The sequence below is a fragment of the Pseudorhodobacter antarcticus genome (assembly GCF_900110135.1).
Classification (GTDB): Bacteria; Pseudomonadota; Alphaproteobacteria; order Rhodobacterales; family Rhodobacteraceae; genus Pseudorhodobacter; species Pseudorhodobacter antarcticus.
In genome coordinates this window covers 137,301-157,712 of the sequence record NZ_FOCO01000001.1, presented here as the reverse complement: position 1 = coordinate 157,712, position 20,412 = coordinate 137,301, and the positions used below count along the sequence as shown (strand labels likewise).

Here is a 20,412-nt window from a genome sequence, read left to right as displayed (position 1 = left end):
AGTTTTATATGCCCGAATTTGCGCCCGATGATGCCGTAACGCGCCCGATTTATATGGTGGACGAAGCGGGTTTGGCCGCGTTCCTTGCGGGCCTGCCCCCCATGCAGGCGGCGTGGCTGTTGGCCGTTGGGTTTAAGGCGGGATTGGGCGCGGTGGTGTTGTTGCCGGATGCAGGCGGCGCGGTTGTGGCGGCGGTTGTGGGCAATGGCACGGGCAGCGCACGGGCGCGGCGGCAGTTTGGGATGGCGGGTGTGGCGCTGGCGGTGCCTGCTGGGGATTGGCATTTTGTGGGCGGGTTGGAGGGTGCCGCGCTGGAGGAGGCAGCCTTGGGCTGGTTTTTGGCGCAGTATAGGTTTGATCGGTACAAGCCTGTGGCGCGTGACGTGGCGCGGTTGGCGCTGCCCGTTGGTGTGGACGGCGCGCGGGTGATTGCGATGGCGCAGGCGGAGGTGCTAACCCGCGATCTGATCAACACGCCCGCCAGCGATATGGGACCAGCGGAGATGGAGGCGGCGTTTTGCGCGCTTGCCACCCGCCACGGGGCCACGGCCAGTGTCATTGTGGGCGATGATTTGCTGGCGCAGAATTTCCCGATGATTCATGCGGTGGGGCGTGCATCGACCCGCGCGCCACGGCTGTTGGATATGCAATGGGGGGATGCGGGGCCGCTTTTGGTGTTGGTGGGCAAGGGCGTTTGCTTTGACACGGGCGGGCTGGACATCAAACCATCGTCGGGAATGGTGTTGATGAAAAAGGATATGGGGGGGGCGGCGACGGTGCTGGGGCTGGCGCATATGATCATGGCGCTGGGCCTGCGGTTGCGGTTGCGGGTGTTGGTGCCTGCGGTGGAAAACGCGATTTCGGGGGCGGCGATGCGGCCCAAGGATATTTTAACATCGCGCAAGGGATTGACGGTGGAGGTGAATAATACCGATGCCGAGGGGCGGTTGGTGTTGGCGGATGCGCTGGCCTATGCGTGTGAAGGCAAGCCGGATTTGGTGATTTCCATGGCGACCTTAACCGGGGCGGCGCGGGTGGCGGTGGGGCCGGATTTGGCCCCGTTTTTCACCGATGATGATGGGTTTGCGGTGGCACTGACCAATGGCGGCGCGCAATCGGCGGACCCGGTGTGGCGACTGCCCTTGTGGCCGGGGTATGAGGCGATGATTGAACCGGGGATTGCCGATTTGGACAACGCACCAGCGGGCGGCTTTGCGGGGGCCAGCACGGCGGCCCTGTTTTTGCGGCGGTTCGTGGACACGCCAAACTATGTGCATTTTGATATTTACGGCCATCAGCCGACTGCGGCCCCGGCAAGACCGCAAGGCGGGGCGGGCCAAGGTGCGCGGGCGATTTTGTATGCGCTGCCTGCGATGTTGGGGGCCACGCTATGACGGACCGCCGTTTGACGCTGGCCAACGACCGTGTGGCGCACATCGCCTTGCAAGGCACGGTTAATGCGCCCGCATACGCCGATGCCGCGCCTTATGAGGTGGCGGTGCCGCTGGTGGATTTACTGCGCGCACAAGATGGGCCGCGCGACCGACAATTAAACCTGGGTGACAGGTTTGAGGTGATTGAGCTGTTGGACGGTATGGCCTTTGGCCGCGCCACCAAGGACGGATATTGCGGCTATGTGCCGGAGGCCGCATTGTCCGAACCGACGCGGCCCACGCATTGGCTGGCCGCCCGCGCCAGCCATTTGTACAGCGAGCCGCGCGCGCAGGCCCCGCAATCCATGAGCATTTCTTTTGGCGCGCGGTTGTGCGTGGTAGGCCAAACCGGGAATTTCGCCGAAACCCCGCATGGGTTTGTGCCTGCCGGGCATCTGCGCCCCATCGGGCAATGGTTCCACGACCCGGTGGAGGTGGCGGCGCTGTTTGTGGGCACGCCGTATTTGTGGGGCGGCAATGGCCACGCCGGGGTGGATTGTTCGGGGTTGGTGCAACTGTCGCTGCATGCCTGTGGGCGGACCTGCCCCGGGGATAGCGATATGCAGCAAGCGCTGGGCGCAGAGGTGCCAGACGGTGCGCCAATGCTGCGCGGGGATTTGCTGTTTTGGAAAGACCATGTCGCGATGGTGGTGGACATTGATTTGATGATCCACGCCACGGGTGCGTTTATGGCGGTGGTGGTGGAACCTATGGCTGTGGCGATTGCGCGTATCATCGCATCGGGCGGGGGGGCCATAACCGCGCGGCGCAGGGTGGGGTAGCCCTTTTTCCCTGCTTTGCCGCTGTTCGCGGGGCCAGCGGTGTTAGGTATTTGGACCAAGCCGAATGGGCCGGGCTTGCGCAAAGGATGCAATGCGGGCAACATGGTAGCAGCAGCGATGGCGTCGGTGCAGGGCGATGTGATGGGCCCTTTGATTTCGTCCTGTACGCCGGGGCCTTTCGGGGCGCTGTGCAATCTGCCGCCCCCTTTATTTGAGGTCTGACCATGACGCTTTTGCGCCCGGAGAATTATCGTTTTCACAATGGCACCAAAGACGCTTTGCCCTTTGAGGATGCTGAATATGAAGCGCGGCTGGAAGGCCTGCGCGATTTGATGGAATTGCACGGGCTGGACGCCGTTGTGCTGACATCCATGCACAATGTCGCCTATTATTCGGGTTTTCTTTATTGTTCGTTCGGGCGGCCATACGCTTGTGTGGTGACGGCCAACCAATGTGTGACGGTCAGTGCGGGCATTGATGCGGGGCAGCCGTGGCGGCGGTCGATTGGCGACAACATCACCTATACCGATTGGCAGCGCGACAATTTCTGGCGTGTGGTCGCGGGGGTTGTGGGCAATGGCAAGGCTGTGGGCTGTGAAGGCGATCATTTGACGCTGGTGCAATCTGAAAAGCTGAACCATTTTCTGGCGCCCGTGCGCGGGATGGACATTGCGCCCGGCACGATGGCGCAGCGCATGATGAAATCGGACGCAGAGATTGCGTTGATCCGCCACGGCGCGCAGGTGGCCGATGTGGGCGGCCATGCCATTCGCGATTGTTTGATTGCGGGCAAGGGCAAGCGGTTGCGCGAAATTGACGTGGCGATGGCCGGGCGCGATGCGATGGAGTTGGAAATTGCCCGGCGGTTTCCAGATGCGGAATACCGCGACACTTGGGTTTGGTTCCAGTCGGGGTTGAACACGGACGGGGCGCATAACCCGGTGACGGGGCGCGTGTTGCAGCAGGGCGATATTTTGTCGCTGAACTGTTTTCCCATGATTTCAGGCTATTACACTGCGTTGGAGCGCACGCTGTTTTTGGGGTCTGTTGATGATGCCAGCCTGAAAATATGGGAGGCCAATGTGGCGGCGCATGAATATGGCATGAGCTTGCTGGTGCCCGGTGCGACCTGTTCGGGTGTGACTGCGCAGATCAATGATTTCTTGGCGGAGCGCGATTTGCTGCAATACCGCACCTTTGGCTATGGCCATTCCTTTGGGATTTTGTCGCATTTTTATGGGCGCGAGGCGGGGCTGGAATTGCGCGAGGATATCGACACAGCGCTGGAGCCCGGCATGGTGATTTCGATGGAGCCGATGTTGACGATTGGTGCAGGGGTGCCGGGGGCGGGTGGATACCGCGAGCATGATATTTTGGTGATCACCGAAGGCGGGGCGGACAATATCACCGCCTATCCTTATGGGCCCGCGTTCAACGTGGTTGGCGGAGGCTGATTCTGTGCAGGCGGCCTTTGCGCGCGGGGCGCGGGGCCGCATCTGTCAAAATTTAGGAAAAATGGGCTAAAATCGCCTTGAATGGTCACGATTGGGTGGTTTTATGCCGAAAGCTGCTGCAGGCCCTTGACCTTGGCGCATGAAAGTGGCGGTTCTGCGCCAAACCGCCCACCGCATGAGAGTGAATGTTAGCTATGGCCCCACTGAACCGCCGCACCTTTTTGTCTGTTGCCGGAACGGCGCTGTTGGGGGCCTGCGCCAGCCCGCCCGCGCCAGCCAACCCGAACGCCGGGTTTGTGGAGGGGTACGGCCCGCTGTTTGACAGCGGATACACCTTGCCGGGTGTGCCGCCCGAGTTTTTGCAAGGCGTGAACCGCCGTATCGTGGGCACCTATCAGGGCGAACAACCTGTGGGCACGATCGACGTCGACCCCTATGCCAAGTTTTTGTATTTCGTGCGCGAGGGGTCCAATTCGGTGCGCTTTCCCATCGGGGCAGGCCGCGCGGGCCGCAGTTTTGCGGGCAACGGCACGATTCAGGTCAAAAAGAAATGGCCGGGTTGGACGCCAACCGCCAACATGCTGCGCACCGAGCCAGAGATTTATGGCCCGTTCCGTCGCGGTATTCGCGGGGGGTTGCGCAGCCCCTTGGGCGCGCGGGCGCTGTATTTGTACCGGGGCGGACGCGACACTTATTACCGCATCCACGGCACCAACGCGCTGGACAGCATTGGCAATTCCAGTTCCGCGGGCTGTATCCGCATGTTCAACCATGATGTGATCGCGCTGTTTGAAATGGTCCCCATCGGCACCCGCGTGCATGTGCGGTCCGAGGCGGAAAGCCTGCGCGTGGACCCGGAGAATTTCAACCGTGGGGTGGAAGTGCCCGCCCAGCGCGTGGACCCCGATTTGATTTACAGCGAGGCCGCGATTGCCGCCGATCCGTTGCCCGATTTTGACGCGGTGCAGGCGATGGATGCAGGCAACGTGCCACTCTAAGGTGCGGCAGTCGTGCTGGAACAGGCGGCCCTTGTGGCCGCCTTTTTCATGCCCAAACTTTACAGCCGGATGACATATTCCTTGACCGTGGTTTCGACCACTTGCCATGTGCCTGCAAATCCGGGGCGGATGATGTACCCATCGCCCGCGCGCAAGGTTACGGGCGCACCCCCGGTTTCGGTTAGCACCGACACCCCTTCCAATATCCGGATATATTCCCATTCCGCATAGGACACGCGCCATGTGCCGGGTGTTGATTGCCAGATGCCGCAATAAAGGCCGTCTGCATCCTCAATATTCCAGGTGGTATGCACGGGGTCGCCTGCGATCAGTTTGTCGGGGCTGGGGCGTTCGATTTCTGGCGTGATGCCGTCGCGGGACAGGGGCAGCAGGGTGTGGGTCATGGGATGCCTTTGGGTTGGGTTGCCGCATGACAGCGCGATGCGCCTGTTTTGGTCAAGCGCAAACCGCCCGCGCTGTGAAATAGGCGCGGCCCGCAAGTTGGAATTGCAATTGTCGCCCCCATCCCGCAGTTTACTGCCCAACGGGGCTGGAATATTTTGTCCCCCTTGCCCATATGTTATCAGTCTTTACATCGGAGGCCATCATGGCAGATTTCGACAGCAAAATTCGCGAAAGCCAAGATCAGGTGGCCAAGGCGCAGGTGCAAATTACAGCCATCACCAGCAAAATCGAAACCGCCCGCGCCAAATTGGCGGCGGGTGAGGCGGCGATTGATGTGGAAAACGCCACGCTGGATGATGTGCATGCGCATACCGATTTGATGAACGCCAACATCGCTGACTTGATTATGGGTTTGGATGATGTGACCGCTGGGTTTTCCCGCGATTTTGATGAAATGCGCGGCAAAACGGGCATGGAAAGCGTGATTGGTTTCTTCTCCTCCGCCCGCGCGGATTCGATGCGCCAAGAACGCATGCGCACCGCGTCGATTGATGACAAGCTGCAGGATTTGATTGGCAAATCCGACATTATTGTAAAACTGCTGCAGGGGCAGTTGGACATGCTGAACACGCAAAAATCCAGTGTTGAGGGCAATTTGACCGCCACCTTGGACGAACGCGAGGCGACGGTGGGCAGCCTTGAAGGTGTGCGCGCGGAAATTACCGGCATGGACCCCGCGATTATTGATCTGGAAAACAAAATCAGCGTGGAACAAGATGCCGCCAAACGCACCAAGTTGGAAAGCGATCTGGCGCAGCTCAACACCCGCTACAACGCGCTGGTGCAGCAAGAACAGGTGGATTTGGCGAAATCGCAAACGCTGGAACGCTATATTGAAAAGGGCAAAACATGGATGGACAGCTTGCAAAACCAAGCGGCCACCCAGATGGTGTTGATCAACAAGCTGCAAACCGACACCAAACAGCGAGTGGTTTTGTATGATGCGCTGTCGTCCAGCTTGAAAACCGCGCAGCAGCAAGATGTGGCGCACCGCATCAACGAAATCGGCGTGAAAACCGACCAAGAGGCGCAAGCGGCAATGGCCGCCATTGGCACCGCCACCAACCAGCGCATGGCCGACATGATGGAAGCGCACGAAGATCACATGGTGTTTGCGCGCAAAATCTTGGAACAAAAGGCCAAGGCGGATGAACGCTTTGCCCGGCGTTTCGCGGCAATCGTGGAAAAACACGACAAGAACCAATACGGCGGCTAGGGCAAGGTGAACGGCTTAACCGACGACCATACAGAACTGTATGACACCGCGATTGTGCGGCGGTATTTTGATACGTTCGACCGCATCACTGGGCATTTGGGCCGGGTTGCCGCCGAGTTGGAAACCGACGGCAGCCTGTCAAAGCTGGATGCGCGAGTGATTGGCGCGTATATTCAACGGCTTGGCCTGACATTTCAATCCTTGGGGTATAAATACCTGATGACGGGGCGCATTGATGGGCCGCTGCCGGGGCGTTTGACCTTTGATCGGCACGAATCTGGGTTTCCCATTGCCCAAGAACTGTTGGTGATGGCGAATGACGCCATGCAGGCCGACCGCCATTTGGCAGGTTTGCCGAGTGAGGCGGAGATCAAAGATTCCATGATCCGCCAAATTGTTGGCGATCTGGCAATCCCCACGCGCCTGCAATTCACGCTTTCGCAGCGGCTGTATTACGAGAGCTTGCGCAGCGGTGCGCAGTTTTGGGCGCGCAATGACCCCGATATTCAATGGCTGGGCGAAAGCGCGGGGCGGCGGCAATGGCTGGTGCATTGGGCGGTCTATGACACGCAAACCAACCTGCCCGTGATTTATTTGCTGAACGTGGAGGATAGCGGGAAAACGCATTTGCCGCGTGATGACAGGCGGTGGCCGCAGGTTCAGGCGCATTTGATGGCGCAAAGTTTTGATGGGTTGAAACTGATCACCATCGCCAAAGGGTTTGATACCGATTTCGATGATCTCTACCCCAAGCGCCTGCGCCGCATCCATTTGGGGCCGATGTATTCCAGCGCGTTTACCCTTCAATCGGGCCCGATTTCCGATGTTTTGGCCCATGCCAATGCCGAACCGCTGCAAGATTGGGCGCTGGTCTGGACGGTGGAGGATTTGCTGGCCGAACGTGAGGAAACCGTGAAAACCGGGTGGTTTTCCACCTCGGAGCGTCAAATTTTCGCCTCTAGCCCGTTTGCGGGGAAAACCCTGGCCGATATTGGTGCCACGGCGATGGAGCGGATGCTGATTATGCCGGAACGCCCGTATCAGGCGCTGGCCGAACGTAACCCGCCGGGCTTTGCCGGGGTGCGCAAATTTGTGGTGGGCGCGGGGGGCCGTGTGCTGCCGCAACGATAATTCGGGGGATATATGACCACACGCGACACGATGGAACTGCGCGAGGCGGACATTCGCGCGCATTATTTGGCCGCCACCGAAATGCTGATGGGGGTGGACCACACGCCGCGCATTGGCACCGCGCGGTTTTCGGTGATCGCGCCCGAAGCGTCGCCGGGTGTCGCCGCGATGGGCCGCCGTTTTCGCAGTACCACGCCGGGTTTGGTGACGCGCAGCATGGCCGCGCCAACGGGTGTGCGCCTGCTGGACCGGATTGCGGAGAAGGATGACGATGACCCGCTGACCTCCCCCATCCAAGCGACCGTGGCGCAAACCCTGCGCCGTGCTTTGTCTATCGCGCTGGCCGTAGGCCAAGAATACGCCCGCCAAACGCCTTTGATTGAGTTAAAAAAGGCGAATTTGGAGGCGCGTTTGCCCACCGACCGCAAACCCGAATTCACTGAGTTGTTGGCGGCTGAGGCGCTGGCCGTGCTCTACACTTTTGCCAATGCCACCGCGTTTTTGCTGGCCCCCCACGCGTCTGAGGTTGGCGTGGATATTGGTCCGGTGCAAGAGGTGTTGACCGACAACGCGCCACTGGCCCTGCATGGCGCGATATGGGAGCTGGACCAAGCGATTGGCGCGCATGCAGCGGATGATGCCAGCCTTGTCGCCACCATTCTCGCCTATGCCGAGGCGCTGATGGCCGCCGTGGCCCTGCGCGCCACCGATGCGCCGCGCGTGGGTGGGTTTACCGGGGCCAGTTGGCGCGTGGAGGCGGACAAGCTGACCATCGCAGGGTTCAAACCCGCCCTTGCCGCGCGCGGCACCATCCTGACCATGACGTTCAAAAAACCGAATGAGGTGGTGGGCAACCACATCGCCAAATACCAATCCTTGCGGTTGGCGAAAATGCTGATGGCCTATGATTTTGATCGCAAGCTGAACCCCTTTGCCGAAATGGGCGGGTTTATTTTCACCTTTATGGGCGATGGTGCGCCGGGCACGGGCAAGACCACGCTTATTCAGATGATGGCCGGATTGCTGAATGATTACAGTAAGAACGCAGGCTATCCCTTCCGCTATCAGAACTTTTCCATCGACCAAATCGACAGCTACCAAGGCAAATCGGGGCAAAACGCCAAGGCGTTTATCACCAATATCCTTGACCCCGCCGTGATCGGCTTTGGTACCATCGACGATATCGACCAAATCGCAGGCAAACGCGGTGACAAACAATCGAGCGCCGGCCAGCAGGAGGTGACTGCCGTGTTTATGGAGGCGTTTGCGGGGGCGAATACGGTCGTGCGCGGCAATTGCACGTTCGGGATGTTCAGCAATTTCCCCGAAAACGTCGATGATGCGCTGCGCCAACGGGCGGGCGCGCGGTTTCTGGTCGATGGCCCCCAAACGCGCGAGGATTACATCGACATCCTTGCCCTGCTGATGGGCAAAAACCACGACATCCCCGTGGGCGCGCATGATCTGTTCGCCGCCCAAGAAATGAAACGCGCCGTTGCCGCCAGTTTTGAAGGCCACGCCCGCCCGCAAGAGGCGGGGCTGCTGGAGGTGTGGGACCGCGTGGGCCGCGATCTTGGCCGCCTTGATACCATCGCCAAACTCGGCACCTATCTGAAGGCGATCCAAGCCGCCGACCCCCGCTTTACCGGCCGCGCGATTAAAAACATCACCGACGCGGTCAAGGTCCGGGCGATGGATTTTGAATTGCCGGACGTGTGGATGGAACAGCCGGAGGTGTTCTTGTTCAAGGGGTATGACGAAAAGCTGGCGATGATTAAGGGCATGACGCAGAAAATCACGGTCGATATGGTGGTGCAGGAAATCAACCGCTATGCGGACAGTGAATTCCGCTATGCCGACAAGTCGGATGAGGTGGCGATTGCCAATATGGTCCGCGATTTCGGGCGGCAAGAGGCGGCGAAACGGCGGTATTTGGAGGGTAAGGGGTGAAGCTTACAGAGGTATCCGCATGGCTAGACGCAAACCAGCTTTTAACTTTTTCACTGCTAATTCCGTTCATATCTTTCGTGGTTGCTATTGTTTCATCTCAGTTCGCTGTACGCAGAGCGTTAAATTCTGAGAAAGTTCAAAGATACTTCGAGGTTACTGCCCAAATTGCGGCATTTCGCCAACAATGGATTGATGCGCTTAGGGATGATCTATCTGAATTCGCAGGAATTACGGCGATTGCATACACTGGGGCGGCGCCTATCGATAAAGTAGAACGTATGTCGATTCTGGCAATGCGAATACAAATGCGAATGAACGCTGGTGATCCTGACTATGATGCGATGCACGAGACCCTTATGAGGACTAGCGAGCAGTTTTTGTTTGGAGGACCTCAATCAGATATGAAGGTCAAACCGTTAGTTTCCCTTTCTCAACAAATTTTGAAGCGCGAATGGGAGAGGCTAAAACAAGACCTTAAATCAAACGCATCAGGATAGAAGGAGATTGGAATCTGTGAAAATACATACTTCTATGGTGAATAGGTCCTGCACTCTGGCTATCAAATGGCAGCGCCTGCCCCAATCTGCTGGCGCGGTAAATGGCGTTTGCGCTTATCCCAAAGGCCCCACTCCATGACCCTCCTCATCCTCGCAACCACCCTCCTCGCCGCCCTCGCCTTCGTCTCGCTCATCGCGGTGCCCATCGTCACGCGCCCCGCCAGCCTGTTTGCCCACGGCCCCATGCACGCGCGGATCAAAGGCATCGCGCTATGCGCCATCACCGCCACCGCCGCCATGTTTGCAGCCAACCCCGACAACTTGACCGACCTTACCGCCCGCGCATGGGAATCCCTCGGCCTCGCCGGGTTCAGCGCCACATTCTGGCTGCCGTGGTTTTTGTTCGCCTTTGGCCGCGCGGCGGATAAGGTACGCGCCAACAGCCCAAGGAACGCGAAATGAAACGCCTGATCGAAAAAGGGTTGATGTTCGGCAATCTGGTGGAGGTGACATCGCCCGCGCTAATCGAACGCTATAACCGCGCGTTGGAGCATTTGACGGGCAAGCGCACCACCCTGACCGATTTTCACATCGACATTTCCGGCTATTCCCCCGAAATCGGGGATGAGTTGGGCGATGACCGCTATCTCAACCCCAATGGCTGCAACCGTCAGTTTATCATCCTGACTACGGCGCAGAAAACAGCGCCGTTGCTCAACGTCACTTTCTCCACCTCGCGCGGGATTTTGCGCCAGTTTATGGAGGCCAATGACGCGCAGCTGTTTGCGCTAACCGCCCGCGACGCCGTGGCGGGGGAGCTGTCGAACAGCGTGTATGAGGTGGCAACCCCCGCCCGCCTGTTGGATATTCGGCGTGTGACGGTGGAGGCGGATACGATCGGCGGCCATGTGGCGGATGCGGGCAAACTGGCCACGCTGATTGATCGGTTTCGCAATGAGCCCGCCGGCTGGCGCGATGATGTGTTGATCGCGGATATGATCGGGCTGGCCAAACGCACGGGCGATGTAACGCGAGTGCCGATTGCCCTGCCGAAAATGACGTTTGAACAGCCGAATTTCTGGACCGCGCACTTTGGCGGGCTTTATGTGTTTCGCGGCTGCAAAACCCCGGCGGTGATTGCGACCACGCCCGCCGATCTGGGGGATGTGGGCTTGGTCATCACCCTGTCGCAGCGCAACAAGATCGCGGATTGGTTGGATAAAAACGGGTTGGTGGAACCCATCGTCACCGCGCGCGGCATGGACAGTGCGGGCATGCTGCGCCAGAAAATGGACTTTATTCTGGTCGATGTGGCCGATGCGCTGGCCCTTGATCTGGGCAATGCCACCCGCAACGACCTGCGCAAAATCGCGCAGCGGATGGGCGCGGGGCTGCCAGAGGCGTTTTTGGGGCTGGCGCGGTTGCTGGCCTGGGTTGAAGGGGGCGGCGACTGGCCGCGCATCACGTCCGAACACCCTGCGTATTTTTACACCCTGCGCGCGCGGCCCCATGCCGACCGCGATTTGGTGAACATGCTGTTGTCGCAACTTGCCCCCTTGGACGTGCGGCAAATGTATATCACGCATAAGGAGCTGTTTTACGCCAGCTATGCCACATGGTCCGACCGCAAGCGTGGTTATGTTGCCGAATTTTTGGCGCGGGAATATCAGGTGGATAAGGCGGGCGCGCGGGCGGCATTGTTTGGGGCGGAGCCGGGGATGGACGAGGCCGCCCAGACTGCGCGGCGCCATGACCCGAAACCCGCGCCAAAAATGGTGGATTTGGTGGGCCCTTGGGGGTCCGTGCGAAAGGCACGCCGATGATTGGATTTTTGCGACTTGCCATTTTTGGCTATATTGGGCTGACGGTGCTGTATTTTTTGCTGTCGATCTATTCCCGGTCCACCTACCGCGAGGCGTTGGAAAAGGAATGGGACGCGGTGCAAACAGAGGGGCCGCATGATTTGGGCAGCCGCGATACGTTCATCGCGGCAGGCATGGCGGGGTATGAAAAAAGCCTGCGCAAAAAGCTGATATGGTTGGTCTATGTTCTTCCCACGGTTGGCGTGATAGCCGCTTTGTATCTGTTGAATTTCGCCTGAAAAGGGGTCGCCCATGCGCTATGTCAAATGGACCTTCATCGCCACAATCGCTTTGCTGCTGTTTTCATTTTTCCACTATACGCTGCCGCAAAAAGATGTCGTGCGCGTGGTGGGCACCGAAAACCGCCGGATTGATTTTGGCGAAAACTCGTTCTTTTGGGCCAGCCCGGATTTGGGCACGGCGGCGGGCACCAGTCGCGATGTACGGTTCATCAACGCCGAACGCCCCAATGGCAAGATTATCGTCTACCGGAATGAGGACACAGGCTGGGGTTGGCCCCCGTATTTCAAGCTCGACAGCTCCAACCTTCAGGCACAATCGCAGGCGTTGGTTAGCACGGACAGGACTGCTCCCGCTTGGGTGGCGATCACGCATTACGGTTGGCGCAATGAATTTTTTAGCATCTTTCCAAATGCCATCAGCATCCGCCCGGTGGCGGGGCCGGATGTGACGTTCTTCCCGTGGTTTAACGTGGTGTTTTTCATCTTTTTGGCCGGGGTTTTGGCGCTGTTCTATCGCATTTGGGCGCAGTTTCGCGAACGCACGATTGACCCCGCGATGGAAAGCATCGGTGACACGATTGATGAGGTGGACGCCCGCGCAGACAGTCTGTGGGCGCGCCTGAAGGCGTGGTTGGCGACATGGACGGGCAAACCGCGCAGGTAAAGGGGTCGGGCATGGATGAGTTGGAAGCGTTGATTACACTTGCCGCGATTGCGCTGTTGTTGATCATTTTCGTCGTCCCCTATCTGTTTTTCTCACACTTGGGGCTGAAACGCCGGGTTCGCGATCTGGACCAATTGGTGCGGCGTTTGCAAACCGGCGCGCCCCAAGCGGAGGCGGCGCTGTACAGCCGCCCCGATTTGGTGCTGCGCGATACGCCGGATGCCCCCATCCCGGATGGCCCTGCGGTGACCGCGTCCCCTTGGCCAAAAGGCAGCACAAACCCCGCGGCAGCGCCAATCCCCGAAACCGCGCCCCGCGCTTATGTGTTCAAAACCAGCCTTATCACCAGTTTTGCCGCGTGGTTGCGCGACAATTGGGTGCTGGCGATTGCGGCCGCCTCGTTGGGGTTTGCCGGGCTGTTTATGGTGCAATACGGCATTGAAAATGGCGTGCTGACCCCGTTTTGGCGCGTGATGGGCGCGCTGGCCTTTGGCGGGGCCTTGATCGGCGGGGGGGAGTATATTCGCCGCAAAGGTGGTGATGAGGACGCGGATGGCGATGCGGTGGGGGCGACCCGGCGGTTGCCATCAACCCTGTCGGGCGCGGGTATTATCGTGCTGTATATTGCCGTGTTTTCGGCCCGCGCGCTGTATGGCCTTACGGGCCCCTTGACCACTTTGATCGGGCTTGCAGGCGTCTCTACCGTGGCGATGGTGTTGGGTTGGTTTTACGGCCCCATGCTGGCGGCGGTTGGTATTTTGGGGGCGACGGTTGCGCCGTTTCTGGTGGGCGGCGGGTCCGATAATGGCTGGATGGTGCATTACTATCTGACGTTTGTCGCCATTGCGGCGCTGGGCGTGGACACGGTAAAGCGGTGGGCTTGGGTGTCTGCTTTTGGCCTGCTTGCGACCTATGGCGGCAACGCGCTGCTGTACAGCGTGCAACGCGCCGAGCTGCATTTTATCGCGGCCACGCTGATCATGGCGTTTGCCGCCTTTACCATCCCCGAACGCAGCCTGACGCCGCGCCAATCGGGCACGGCGCTGCTGGACAGCTTGCGCAGCCGTTTCACCCTGCGCCCCGCCTTTCCCACCCGCCTAACGCTGGGGGCCACGCTGGCTGCAACGCTGGCCGCAATGGCCGTGGCCCATGATGCGACCACGCCCGATGCGGTGTGGCTGGCGCTGTTTGCCCTGCTGGTTATGGTCGCGGCGTTGACGCTGTGGACCCGCCACGCCACAGCGCTGTATGATCACGCCTTGATCCCCGGTGCGGCCTTTTTGGTGGCTTTGGCGCTGCAAGGCCTTGATTACGGCCCGCTGTTCATGGCGTTTCAAACGGCGGCAGGCCCGGTGCTGGAAGGCCCGGCAACCCCAATCCCCGCGACCATCTGGGTGCTGACAGCGCTGGCCGCAGTGGGCACGGTTTTCATGTTCGCGCGGATGCAATGGTCGGTGCGCGGCGATCCCGATGCGGCCAGTTTTTGGGCGCTGGCGGCCACGGTTTTCGCGCCCGCGACCGTGCTTATCCTTGAGTTTCTGTGGAACCCCGGCGCGGTTCTGGGCGCTTATCCTTGGGCGCTGGCGGTGATCGCGGTGGCGGTTTTGATGACGGCGCTGGCCTTGCGCACGCAGGGGGCTGACGCGCAAGCCCCCTTGCGCACGGGGCTGTTTGCCAATGGTGCGCTGACGCTGATCACGCTGGCGGTATTTTTGGTGATGACCAACGCGGCGCTGACCGTGGCGCTGGCCGTGATGGTGCTTGGCACCGCGCTGTTGGACCGTCGCACATCGCTGCCGCCGCTGGCGTATTTCATCCAAATCGCGGTGGCCATTATCACCTTTCGGCTGGTGGTTTGGCCGGGCCTGCCGTGGGCGCTGGATATGAATTGGGGCGGCGACACGGCGAAAACCCCTTATCTAGAGGTGGCTTTTGCCTATTTGGCCCCGATTGCCTTGCTGGCCGCCGCATGGGTGATCACACGTGGGCGCAGCCCCAAAACCACCGTTGTGTTGGAAAGCGCTGTGTGGACCATTGCGGGCATTTTTGCGATGGTCACGCTGATCCGGGCGGTGCCCGATACCTCCAGCGACAATCATTTCATGCTGGGGCTGGTGGCGACGATCTGGGTCGCTTTGGCGCTGGCGCAACTGTACCGGATGCAAACGGGGGGCCGTTTCAGCCGCGTTGTGCGGGGCAGTTTGGCGGTGCTTTACAGCCTGTCGGCCTTGACGCCCATCGTGGGGTTGCTGACCATTTTCAGCCCGCTTAGCCCTTTGGGCGGGCGCGTGCTGGGCCCGCCGGTGTTCGACAGTTTGGCGCTGGCGTTCTTACCCCTCGCGGCGGCGTTTGCGGTTGGTGCGTGGAAAATCCCGCAATCGCGGCGCAGGCAGATCGGGTTCATCCTATGCGCCAGCCTGTTTGCAACGCTGTATGTCGGGATGGAAATTCGCCGCCTGTGGCGCGGGCGGGAATTGTGGGTGCCGGGGTTCACGGATGCCGAACTTTACAGCTACACCCTTGCCATGTTGATCGCGTCTGTGACGCTGTTGATGTTGGCGTTTTCCAGACGGTCCGACACGTTGCGCAAGGTCGCGATGGCGGGGGTCGCGCTGACCATCGCCAAGGTGTTTTTGGTGGACACATCGGGGCTGTCAGGGTTGATCCGCGTGATGTCGTTCATGGGGCTGGGCCTTGCCTTGGTTGGGCTGACATGGCTGAACCGCAAAATGACCGCGCAGTGGGATAGGGGGGCCGATGGCGACGACGCGGGCGGGGCGGTGGGTTCCACCCACCCTACGCCTGATGAGCCAGACGCGCCCAAAACGTAGGGTGGGTGCAACCCACCGCCCCTTTCGCCCTTAAAAACGCGGCTGTTTCTGCGGTGATCTGTATGACGTCATCGCAGGAACAGCCGCAACCTACTTTAATCGCGCAGCAATTCGTTGATGGATGTTTTGGACCGCGTCTGCGCATCGACCTTTTTCACGATCACCGCGCAATACAGGTTCACCCCGTTTTTCGACGGCATCGAGCCTGCGACGACGACCGACCCGGCAGGCACCTCACCATACATCACCGCCCCGGTTTCGCGGTCCACAATCTTGGTGGATTGGCCGATGAAGACCCCCATCCCCAAGACGGACCCCTCACGAATGATACAGCCCTCAACCACTTCGGAACGCGCTCCGATAAAGCAATTGTCCTCAATAATCGTGGGGCCCGCCTGCATCGGCTCCAACACGCCACCGATGCCAACGCCACCCGAAAGATGCACATTCTTGCCAATCTGGGCACAAGACCCAACCGTAGCCCAACCGTCTACCATCGACCCTTCATCCACATACGCGCCGATATTCACAAAGGACGGCATCAAAACCACGCCTTTCGCGATGAACGCCGACCGCCGCACAATCGATCCCGGCACGGCGCGAAACCCCGCCGCGCGCCAATCGGCCTCGGTCCAGCCTTGGAACTTGGATGGCACCTTGTCCCACCAATTCGACCCGCCGTTTGATCCCGAAATCTCATACATATCCGTCAAGCGAAACGACAGCAGCACGGCCTTTTTCGCCCATTGATTGACATGCCAATCGCTGCCACGTTTTTCTGCCACCCGCAAAGCGCCGCTGTCCAGCGCAGTCAAGGTTGCTTCAATCGCGTCGCGTGCCTCGCCCTTGGTGGCAGACGTGATCCCATCACGCGCCTCCCAGGCGGCTTCGATTGCGGTCTCAAGGGCTGCGTTGCTCATCTTAAAATCCTTTGCAGTGGCCAGGCTTGGCCCAACCCTATAAACACAGATAGAACGTCCCGCAATTGCAGACCAAGGAATCCCAATGAAAGACGATGCCCGCAAACACCCATTTCGCGACAGCCAGCAAGATGTCCGCGCCATTCGCGACATCCCCGACACCCCCCAAACGCGCGCGCCTGCCTATCGCCTCGCCTTCAACGACAATGATTTCATGTGCCGAGAGGAGCTGCGCCCCGTCCGCCTGCAACTTGAACTGCTGAAACCGCAGCTGGTGATGGACGAACGCGGCATCGAATCCACCATCGTTTTGTTCGGTGGTGCCCGCATCCCCGCCCCGGAAAACAAGGCGACAGCCCGCACACAAACCCTTGCCGATCTGTCAAAATACTATGCAGAGGCGCAGAAATTTGCGTTTATCATGACCGAACGCTCTATAGCCAGCTATGGCCGCGAAAACGTCATTGTCACCGGCGGCGGGCCGGGCGTGATGGAGGCGGGAAACCGTGGCGCGCATGAGGCGGGGGGCCAAAGCATCGGCCTGAACATCGTGTTGCCGCATGAACAGGCCCCGAACGAATATGTGACGCCGGATTTGTGCTTTAATTTCCACTATTTCGCGATCCGCAAAATGCATTTCCTGATGCGCGCCGCTGCGATCTGTGTGTTTCCTGGCGGTTTTGGCACGCTGGACGAGCTGTTTGAAAGCCTAACCCTGATTCAGTCTGGCCGCATGAAACGCGTGCCCTTCTTGCTGTTTGGCCGCGAGTTTTGGGAAAACATCATCAATTGGGAGGCGCTTGCGGACGCAGGCACCATCGCCGCAGAGGATTTGCACCTGTTCCGCTTTGTCGAAACCGCTGAAGAGGCGATTGAGATCATCGATGCATGGCCAAAAGCCTGCTGACCCCAAAACCACCCTTAGCCCGCACCGATTAACATGCCCGCACCCAGCACCAATGCGCCCCCCAACACCACCTGAAAGGTGGCGCGCAAAAACGGGGTTTGCATATAGCGGTTTTGAATCCAGACAATCGCCCACAGTTCGACAAACACAATGGCGATTGCCAGAATGGTGGCGGTCCAGAAATCAGACAGCAGGTAGGGCAAGGCGTGGCCCAGCCCGCCAAGCGTGGTCATCACCCCCGCCGCGATGCCGCGTTTGATCGGTGATCCGCGCCCCGACAGTTGCCCGTCATCGGATGCGGCCTCGGTAAAGCCCATCGAAATCCCGGCCCCGATGGCGGCGGCAAGGCCCACCAGCAAGGTTGTGTGGTTGTCCATCGTGGCAAAGGCCACGGCGAAAATCGGCGCAAGGGTGGACACTGACCCATCCATCAACCCCGCCAAACCGGGCTGCACCCATGTCAGCACGAATTGGCGGTGCGCGGTGCGGTCCTCCTCGGACCTTGCATCTGCACCTAAGTGTTCGGCCTCCAATTCGCCTGCAAGGGTCTTATGCGCCGCCTCTGCCGCCGCCAAATCGCCCAGCAGTTTGCGGGTGGCGGCGTCCGTGGTGTGGCTGGCTGCGCGCATGTAAAACGCATGCGCCTCCTGCTCCATTCCGGCTGCTTCGCCGCGAATTTTTTCCAACCCCAGATTTTCGGTCAACCACACCGGGCGGCGCGCGTAAAAGCCTGCGACATGTTCGCGCCGGATGAGGGGGATGACCTTGCCAAACCGCGCGACGTGCAAATCAATCAGGCGTTTGCGGTGGCCGTCCTCCTCCTCGGCCATGCCATCAAACACGGCGGCGGAGGCGGGGAAATCGGCGCGCAGTTTTTCGGCGTAACCGCGATAAATCTGGCCGTCATCCTCCTCGGACGAAATGGCGAGGGCGAGGATTTCTTGTTCCGACAGGTCGGAAAAGCGGCGGCGGTTGGAAAAGCCGGGGATCATGGGGAACCTTCTTGGGCTGGAATATTTAGAATGGTTCTAAAGTAGCGCGTCCCAACTTTGAGCGCAATCCATTGATTGCAAAATAGCTAAACCGAACGGTTAGATTGAAAATGCAGGCACGGTGGCGCACCTTTAACTAAATCAATCGCTTCATTTTGAGAGGACGCGCCATGAAAACGCTTTACGCCGCTGCCTTTTTTGCTGTTCTGGGCCTGCCCGCTTTTGCTCAGCCAATGCCAGATCTGCCGCGCCTGACCTTCCCCGACCCAGCCCCCACCAGTCAAGGTTGCACCGCCGCCACCACGCCTTCGGTTTGCTTGCGTTGACCTGGTTACGTTAAGCTGCCCCTTGGAACAGGGGGCCGCATGAATACTGCCGAACGCGTGACCCGCAAGGGTCGCAAACAGGGTGTTTTTGGCGCGCTGTGCGACCTATAGAAACCGCCCCGCGTCCAACCGCAAAATCAAGTTCGGGTCGGGGCAAATTTGCGACCAAACGGGCCATAGCCCTTTGTGCCCGACGCCAAAGAAATTACCGTCGTTTTGGTCCAGCATCGTGGACATCACTTGGAAATGCAGATGGGGCGCCCAACCGCCGTTTTCATGCCAGTCGCCGAAATGTGCGATAATCTGGCCGGGAGTTACCCGGTCGCCCACGGCGCACAGCCCCGACAAGGTGGCGCCCATATGGCCGTAAAGCGTGTAAAACGGCGCGGGGCCGTCATGCTGCAAAATCAACGTATGGCCGTAATCCAACGGGTCGGCGTTATAGACCACGGACCGCACCACACCCGCCAATGGCGCATGAACGGGCGTGCCTGCGGGGGCGAATACGTCGATGCCCATATGCACCGTGCGGCGTTCCACGCTGGCGCGGTCGGCAAATTGGGGGGTGGCGTAAACATGGCGGTGTTCCCCGTACAGGCCGATGCCGTAGGGCACGTTTTGCGCGGTGAACCAAGTGTCAAACGCGCGGTCCGAAAACGCGGGCATATCCGCGATTTGGCCTGCGGTGGGCAGGGCGATGCTGGGGCCGTCCATGATCGCGGGGGCAAACATCGGGGCCACATCAACCGTTGCCAAATGATCGCGCAATGCGCCCGCGCCTGTCACCGCCTCGCCCCCCGCGCCTGCGCGCAAAATCGCGCGCAGCAGCCTTTGGTCGACCGATTGCAACCGCGCCGCCACATCGGCATCGCAAGCGGCCAGCAGGGGGGCAAGCTCTGCCGGGCCCAATCCCATCAGGGCTGTGTAAAGGTCGGGTTGGCCTGTCAGGCGGGCGGCGAGGGTTGGGTAATCGGGCATCATATGTCCTTTGGCTTGGCCCATTGGGCCGGGAGGGGAGGATAGGCGATACCGCGAAAGGGTGGGAAATCGGCGTATCGCGCGCGGCGTTGCACCAAGGTTTCAACCGGATCGGCCCCTGCCGCAAGCAGTTTTCCGCGCGGCGCGACGTAGGAGGAGATGACACGCGCAGGCGCGTCACGCCATGTCAGGTTGAACGCGGCGTTGATGGGGAAAAACCACATTTCATGATGGGGCAAATGGTCATGCACCCACCACGCAAGGTCGCGCCAGTCGCGGCCCTGCGCGTATTGGTCCGCAAACCACGGCACCACGATGGACACGCACGCCCCCATGCGGCCTGCTGCATCGCGGTTGTCCCAGATATGGCCCGCGTGATTGGCATCATTGCGCGCGCATTTCAGGTTATGCGCATTGCCAAACCCGTTCACTGTCGGGCTGCGGTAAGCGGACCGCACAGCAATGGGCCCGAATGTTTCCACCAATGGGTCCAGCAATTGGGTGCAAAACGCAGCACCCGCCGCGACAAACAAATCCACATCACCGGGCAAGTTCGGGATGGCATGCACATTGCCAATTTCCGAATACAGAAAATCGCGCGCGTAAAAATGCTGCGACAACCGCACCCGCCCCAACCGTTCCAGCGTGTCATAAGATGTTATCGCGCGCATGGCCCCGCCTTTCCCGATCAAAAAAACCTATCCCTGCGGCAAACGGCGCGCAATCACGGCTTGCCCGATGCGCCGCGCCGCTTTATCCGTTTG

At 59.9% G+C, this 20,412-nt stretch carries 20 protein-coding genes; 15 read left to right on the top strand and 5 right to left on the bottom strand.

What is annotated here, in order from left to right; genetic code table 11:
* Window positions 1-8: 8 nt before the first annotated feature.
* From BMY36_RS00825 to BMY36_RS00810, 4 genes are all read left to right on the top strand, one after another.
* Complete coding sequence (locus BMY36_RS00825; RefSeq protein ID WP_050521484.1) at window positions 9-1,394, top strand: leucyl aminopeptidase family protein; 1,386 nt, start codon at window positions 9-11, stop codon at window positions 1,392-1,394.
* Window positions 1,391-2,215 carry a C40 family peptidase gene (locus BMY36_RS00820; protein ID WP_050521432.1) on the top strand — a complete coding sequence of 275 codons (825 nt, stop codon included), beginning with the start codon at window positions 1,391-1,393 and terminating at the stop codon, window positions 2,213-2,215. The genes BMY36_RS00825 and BMY36_RS00820 overlap by 4 nt, the downstream gene beginning before the upstream one ends.
* Window positions 2,216-2,439: 224 nt before the next feature.
* A complete protein-coding gene (locus tag BMY36_RS00815; protein WP_050521431.1) occupies window positions 2,440-3,669 on the top strand; it encodes an aminopeptidase P family protein in 1,230 nt (409 codons plus the stop codon).
* 185 nt (window positions 3,670-3,854) lie between these two features.
* Complete coding sequence (locus BMY36_RS00810; RefSeq protein ID WP_050521430.1) at window positions 3,855-4,667, top strand: L,D-transpeptidase; 813 nt, start codon at window positions 3,855-3,857, stop codon at window positions 4,665-4,667.
* A gap of 59 nt (window positions 4,668-4,726) precedes the next feature.
* Here the strand turns inward: BMY36_RS00810 and BMY36_RS00805 are convergent, their stop codons facing one another.
* Entirely contained in the window at window positions 4,727-5,071 is a 345-nt protein-coding gene (locus BMY36_RS00805; RefSeq protein ID WP_050521483.1) for a cupin domain-containing protein, read from the bottom strand.
* 203 nt (window positions 5,072-5,274) lie between these two features.
* Here BMY36_RS00805 and BMY36_RS00800 point away from each other — a divergent pair, with 203 nt between their 5' ends.
* The 9 genes from BMY36_RS00800 to BMY36_RS00760 all read left to right on the top strand — a co-directional run bounded on the left by BMY36_RS00800 (window position 5,275) and on the right by BMY36_RS00760 (window position 15,525).
* Window positions 5,275-6,348, top strand: a complete 1,074-nt coding sequence (locus BMY36_RS00800) for a coiled-coil domain-containing protein (RefSeq protein ID WP_050521482.1) — start codon at window positions 5,275-5,277, stop codon at window positions 6,346-6,348.
* A gap of 6 nt (window positions 6,349-6,354) precedes the next feature.
* Entirely contained in the window at window positions 6,355-7,479 is a 1,125-nt protein-coding gene (locus BMY36_RS00795) for a hypothetical protein (protein WP_050521429.1), read from the top strand.
* Window positions 7,480-7,491: 12 nt separating this feature from the next.
* Window positions 7,492-9,429, top strand: a complete 1,938-nt coding sequence (locus tag BMY36_RS00790; RefSeq protein ID WP_050521428.1) for an AAA family ATPase — start codon at window positions 7,492-7,494, stop codon at window positions 9,427-9,429.
* Window positions 9,426-9,926 (top strand): hypothetical protein, encoded by a 501-nt coding sequence (locus tag BMY36_RS00785; protein WP_050521427.1) that lies wholly within the window; start codon window positions 9,426-9,428, stop codon window positions 9,924-9,926. The genes BMY36_RS00790 and BMY36_RS00785 overlap by 4 nt, the downstream gene beginning before the upstream one ends.
* A gap of 135 nt (window positions 9,927-10,061) precedes the next feature.
* Window positions 10,062-10,388, top strand: coding sequence for a hypothetical protein (locus tag BMY36_RS00780; RefSeq protein WP_050521426.1), 327 nt, complete (start codon window positions 10,062-10,064; stop codon window positions 10,386-10,388).
* Window positions 10,385-11,749 (top strand): DUF6638 family protein, encoded by a 1,365-nt coding sequence (locus BMY36_RS00775; RefSeq protein WP_050521425.1) that lies wholly within the window; start codon window positions 10,385-10,387, stop codon window positions 11,747-11,749. Before BMY36_RS00780 ends, BMY36_RS00775 begins: the two co-directional genes overlap by 4 nt.
* Window positions 11,746-12,027, top strand: coding sequence for a hypothetical protein (locus BMY36_RS00770; RefSeq protein WP_050521424.1), 282 nt, complete (start codon window positions 11,746-11,748; stop codon window positions 12,025-12,027). Before BMY36_RS00775 ends, BMY36_RS00770 begins: the two co-directional genes overlap by 4 nt.
* A gap of 13 nt (window positions 12,028-12,040) precedes the next feature.
* Window positions 12,041-12,694: a DUF1523 family protein gene (locus BMY36_RS00765; RefSeq protein ID WP_050521423.1), complete on the top strand. Its 654-nt coding sequence runs from the start codon at window positions 12,041-12,043 to the stop codon at window positions 12,692-12,694.
* On the top strand, window positions 12,670-15,525 hold the full coding sequence (locus BMY36_RS00760; protein WP_231579803.1) for a DUF2339 domain-containing protein: 2,856 nt from the start codon (window positions 12,670-12,672) through the stop codon (window positions 15,523-15,525). Before BMY36_RS00765 ends, BMY36_RS00760 begins: the two co-directional genes overlap by 25 nt.
* A gap of 95 nt (window positions 15,526-15,620) precedes the next feature.
* On the opposite strand, the gene dapD is transcribed toward BMY36_RS00760, so the two are convergent.
* Window positions 15,621-16,445, bottom strand: coding sequence for a 2,3,4,5-tetrahydropyridine-2,6-dicarboxylate N-succinyltransferase (gene dapD, locus BMY36_RS00755; RefSeq protein WP_050521421.1), 825 nt, complete (start codon window positions 16,443-16,445; stop codon window positions 15,621-15,623).
* A gap of 85 nt (window positions 16,446-16,530) precedes the next feature.
* Here dapD and BMY36_RS00750 point away from each other — a divergent pair, with 85 nt between their 5' ends.
* The gene (locus BMY36_RS00750) at window positions 16,531-17,352 is read left to right on the top strand and encodes an LOG family protein (RefSeq protein WP_050521420.1); all 822 of its coding nucleotides are present in this window, start codon (window positions 16,531-16,533) and stop codon (window positions 17,350-17,352) included.
* Between the two features lie 14 nt (window positions 17,353-17,366).
* Here BMY36_RS00750 and mbfA read toward each other — a convergent pair whose 3' ends face one another.
* Window positions 17,367-18,344 carry an iron exporter MbfA gene (gene mbfA, locus BMY36_RS00745; protein ID WP_050521419.1) on the bottom strand — a complete coding sequence of 326 codons (978 nt, stop codon included), beginning with the start codon at window positions 18,342-18,344 and terminating at the stop codon, window positions 17,367-17,369.
* Between the two features lie 170 nt (window positions 18,345-18,514).
* Here mbfA and BMY36_RS19770 point away from each other — a divergent pair, with 170 nt between their 5' ends.
* A complete protein-coding gene (locus BMY36_RS19770) occupies window positions 18,515-18,670 on the top strand; it encodes a hypothetical protein (protein WP_156215315.1) in 156 nt (51 codons plus the stop codon).
* A 105-nt stretch (window positions 18,671-18,775) separates the two neighbouring features.
* On the opposite strand, the gene BMY36_RS00740 is transcribed toward BMY36_RS19770, so the two are convergent.
* The gene (locus tag BMY36_RS00740; protein ID WP_050521418.1) at window positions 18,776-19,648 is read right to left on the bottom strand and encodes a peptidoglycan DD-metalloendopeptidase family protein; all 873 of its coding nucleotides are present in this window, start codon (window positions 19,646-19,648) and stop codon (window positions 18,776-18,778) included.
* Window positions 19,648-20,319: a hypothetical protein gene (locus tag BMY36_RS00735; RefSeq protein WP_050521417.1), complete on the bottom strand. Its 672-nt coding sequence runs from the start codon at window positions 20,317-20,319 to the stop codon at window positions 19,648-19,650. The genes BMY36_RS00740 and BMY36_RS00735 overlap by 1 nt, the downstream gene beginning before the upstream one ends.
* Window positions 20,320-20,412: the final 93 nt, after the last annotated feature.

What these genes read in the sequence shown, in the direction of transcription:
- BMY36_RS00760 (WP_231579803.1), top strand. Translation starts at nt 12,670, where the DNA reads ATGGACGGGCAAACCGCGCAGGTAAAGGGGTCGGGCATGGATGAGTTG.
- BMY36_RS19770 (WP_156215315.1), top strand. Translation starts at nt 18,515, where the DNA reads ATGAAAACGCTTTACGCCGCTGCCTTTTTTGCTGTTCTGGGCCTGCCC.
- BMY36_RS00740 (WP_050521418.1), bottom strand. Translation starts at nt 19,648, where the DNA reads ATGCCCGATTACCCAACCCTCGCCGCCCGCCTGACAGGCCAACCCGAC.
- BMY36_RS00775 (WP_050521425.1), top strand. Translation starts at nt 10,385, where the DNA reads ATGAAACGCCTGATCGAAAAAGGGTTGATGTTCGGCAATCTGGTGGAG.
- dapD (WP_050521421.1), bottom strand. Translation starts at nt 16,445, where the DNA reads ATGAGCAACGCAGCCCTTGAGACCGCAATCGAAGCCGCCTGGGAGGCG.
- BMY36_RS00790 (WP_050521428.1), top strand. Translation starts at nt 7,492, where the DNA reads ATGACCACACGCGACACGATGGAACTGCGCGAGGCGGACATTCGCGCG.
- BMY36_RS00810 (WP_050521430.1), top strand. Translation starts at nt 3,855, where the DNA reads ATGTTAGCTATGGCCCCACTGAACCGCCGCACCTTTTTGTCTGTTGCC.
- BMY36_RS00750 (WP_050521420.1), top strand. Translation starts at nt 16,531, where the DNA reads ATGAAAGACGATGCCCGCAAACACCCATTTCGCGACAGCCAGCAAGAT.
- BMY36_RS00735 (WP_050521417.1), bottom strand. Translation starts at nt 20,319, where the DNA reads ATGCGCGCGATAACATCTTATGACACGCTGGAACGGTTGGGGCGGGTG.
- BMY36_RS00805 (WP_050521483.1), bottom strand. Translation starts at nt 5,071, where the DNA reads ATGACCCACACCCTGCTGCCCCTGTCCCGCGACGGCATCACGCCAGAA.
- mbfA (WP_050521419.1), bottom strand. Translation starts at nt 18,344, where the DNA reads ATGATCCCCGGCTTTTCCAACCGCCGCCGCTTTTCCGACCTGTCGGAA.
- BMY36_RS00800 (WP_050521482.1), top strand. Translation starts at nt 5,275, where the DNA reads ATGGCAGATTTCGACAGCAAAATTCGCGAAAGCCAAGATCAGGTGGCC.
- BMY36_RS00765 (WP_050521423.1), top strand. Translation starts at nt 12,041, where the DNA reads ATGCGCTATGTCAAATGGACCTTCATCGCCACAATCGCTTTGCTGCTG.
- BMY36_RS00820 (WP_050521432.1), top strand. Translation starts at nt 1,391, where the DNA reads ATGACGGACCGCCGTTTGACGCTGGCCAACGACCGTGTGGCGCACATC.
- BMY36_RS00825 (WP_050521484.1), top strand. Translation starts at nt 9, where the DNA reads ATGCCCGAATTTGCGCCCGATGATGCCGTAACGCGCCCGATTTATATG.
- BMY36_RS00770 (WP_050521424.1), top strand. Translation starts at nt 11,746, where the DNA reads ATGATTGGATTTTTGCGACTTGCCATTTTTGGCTATATTGGGCTGACG.
- BMY36_RS00815 (WP_050521431.1), top strand. Translation starts at nt 2,440, where the DNA reads ATGACGCTTTTGCGCCCGGAGAATTATCGTTTTCACAATGGCACCAAA.
- BMY36_RS00780 (WP_050521426.1), top strand. Translation starts at nt 10,062, where the DNA reads ATGACCCTCCTCATCCTCGCAACCACCCTCCTCGCCGCCCTCGCCTTC.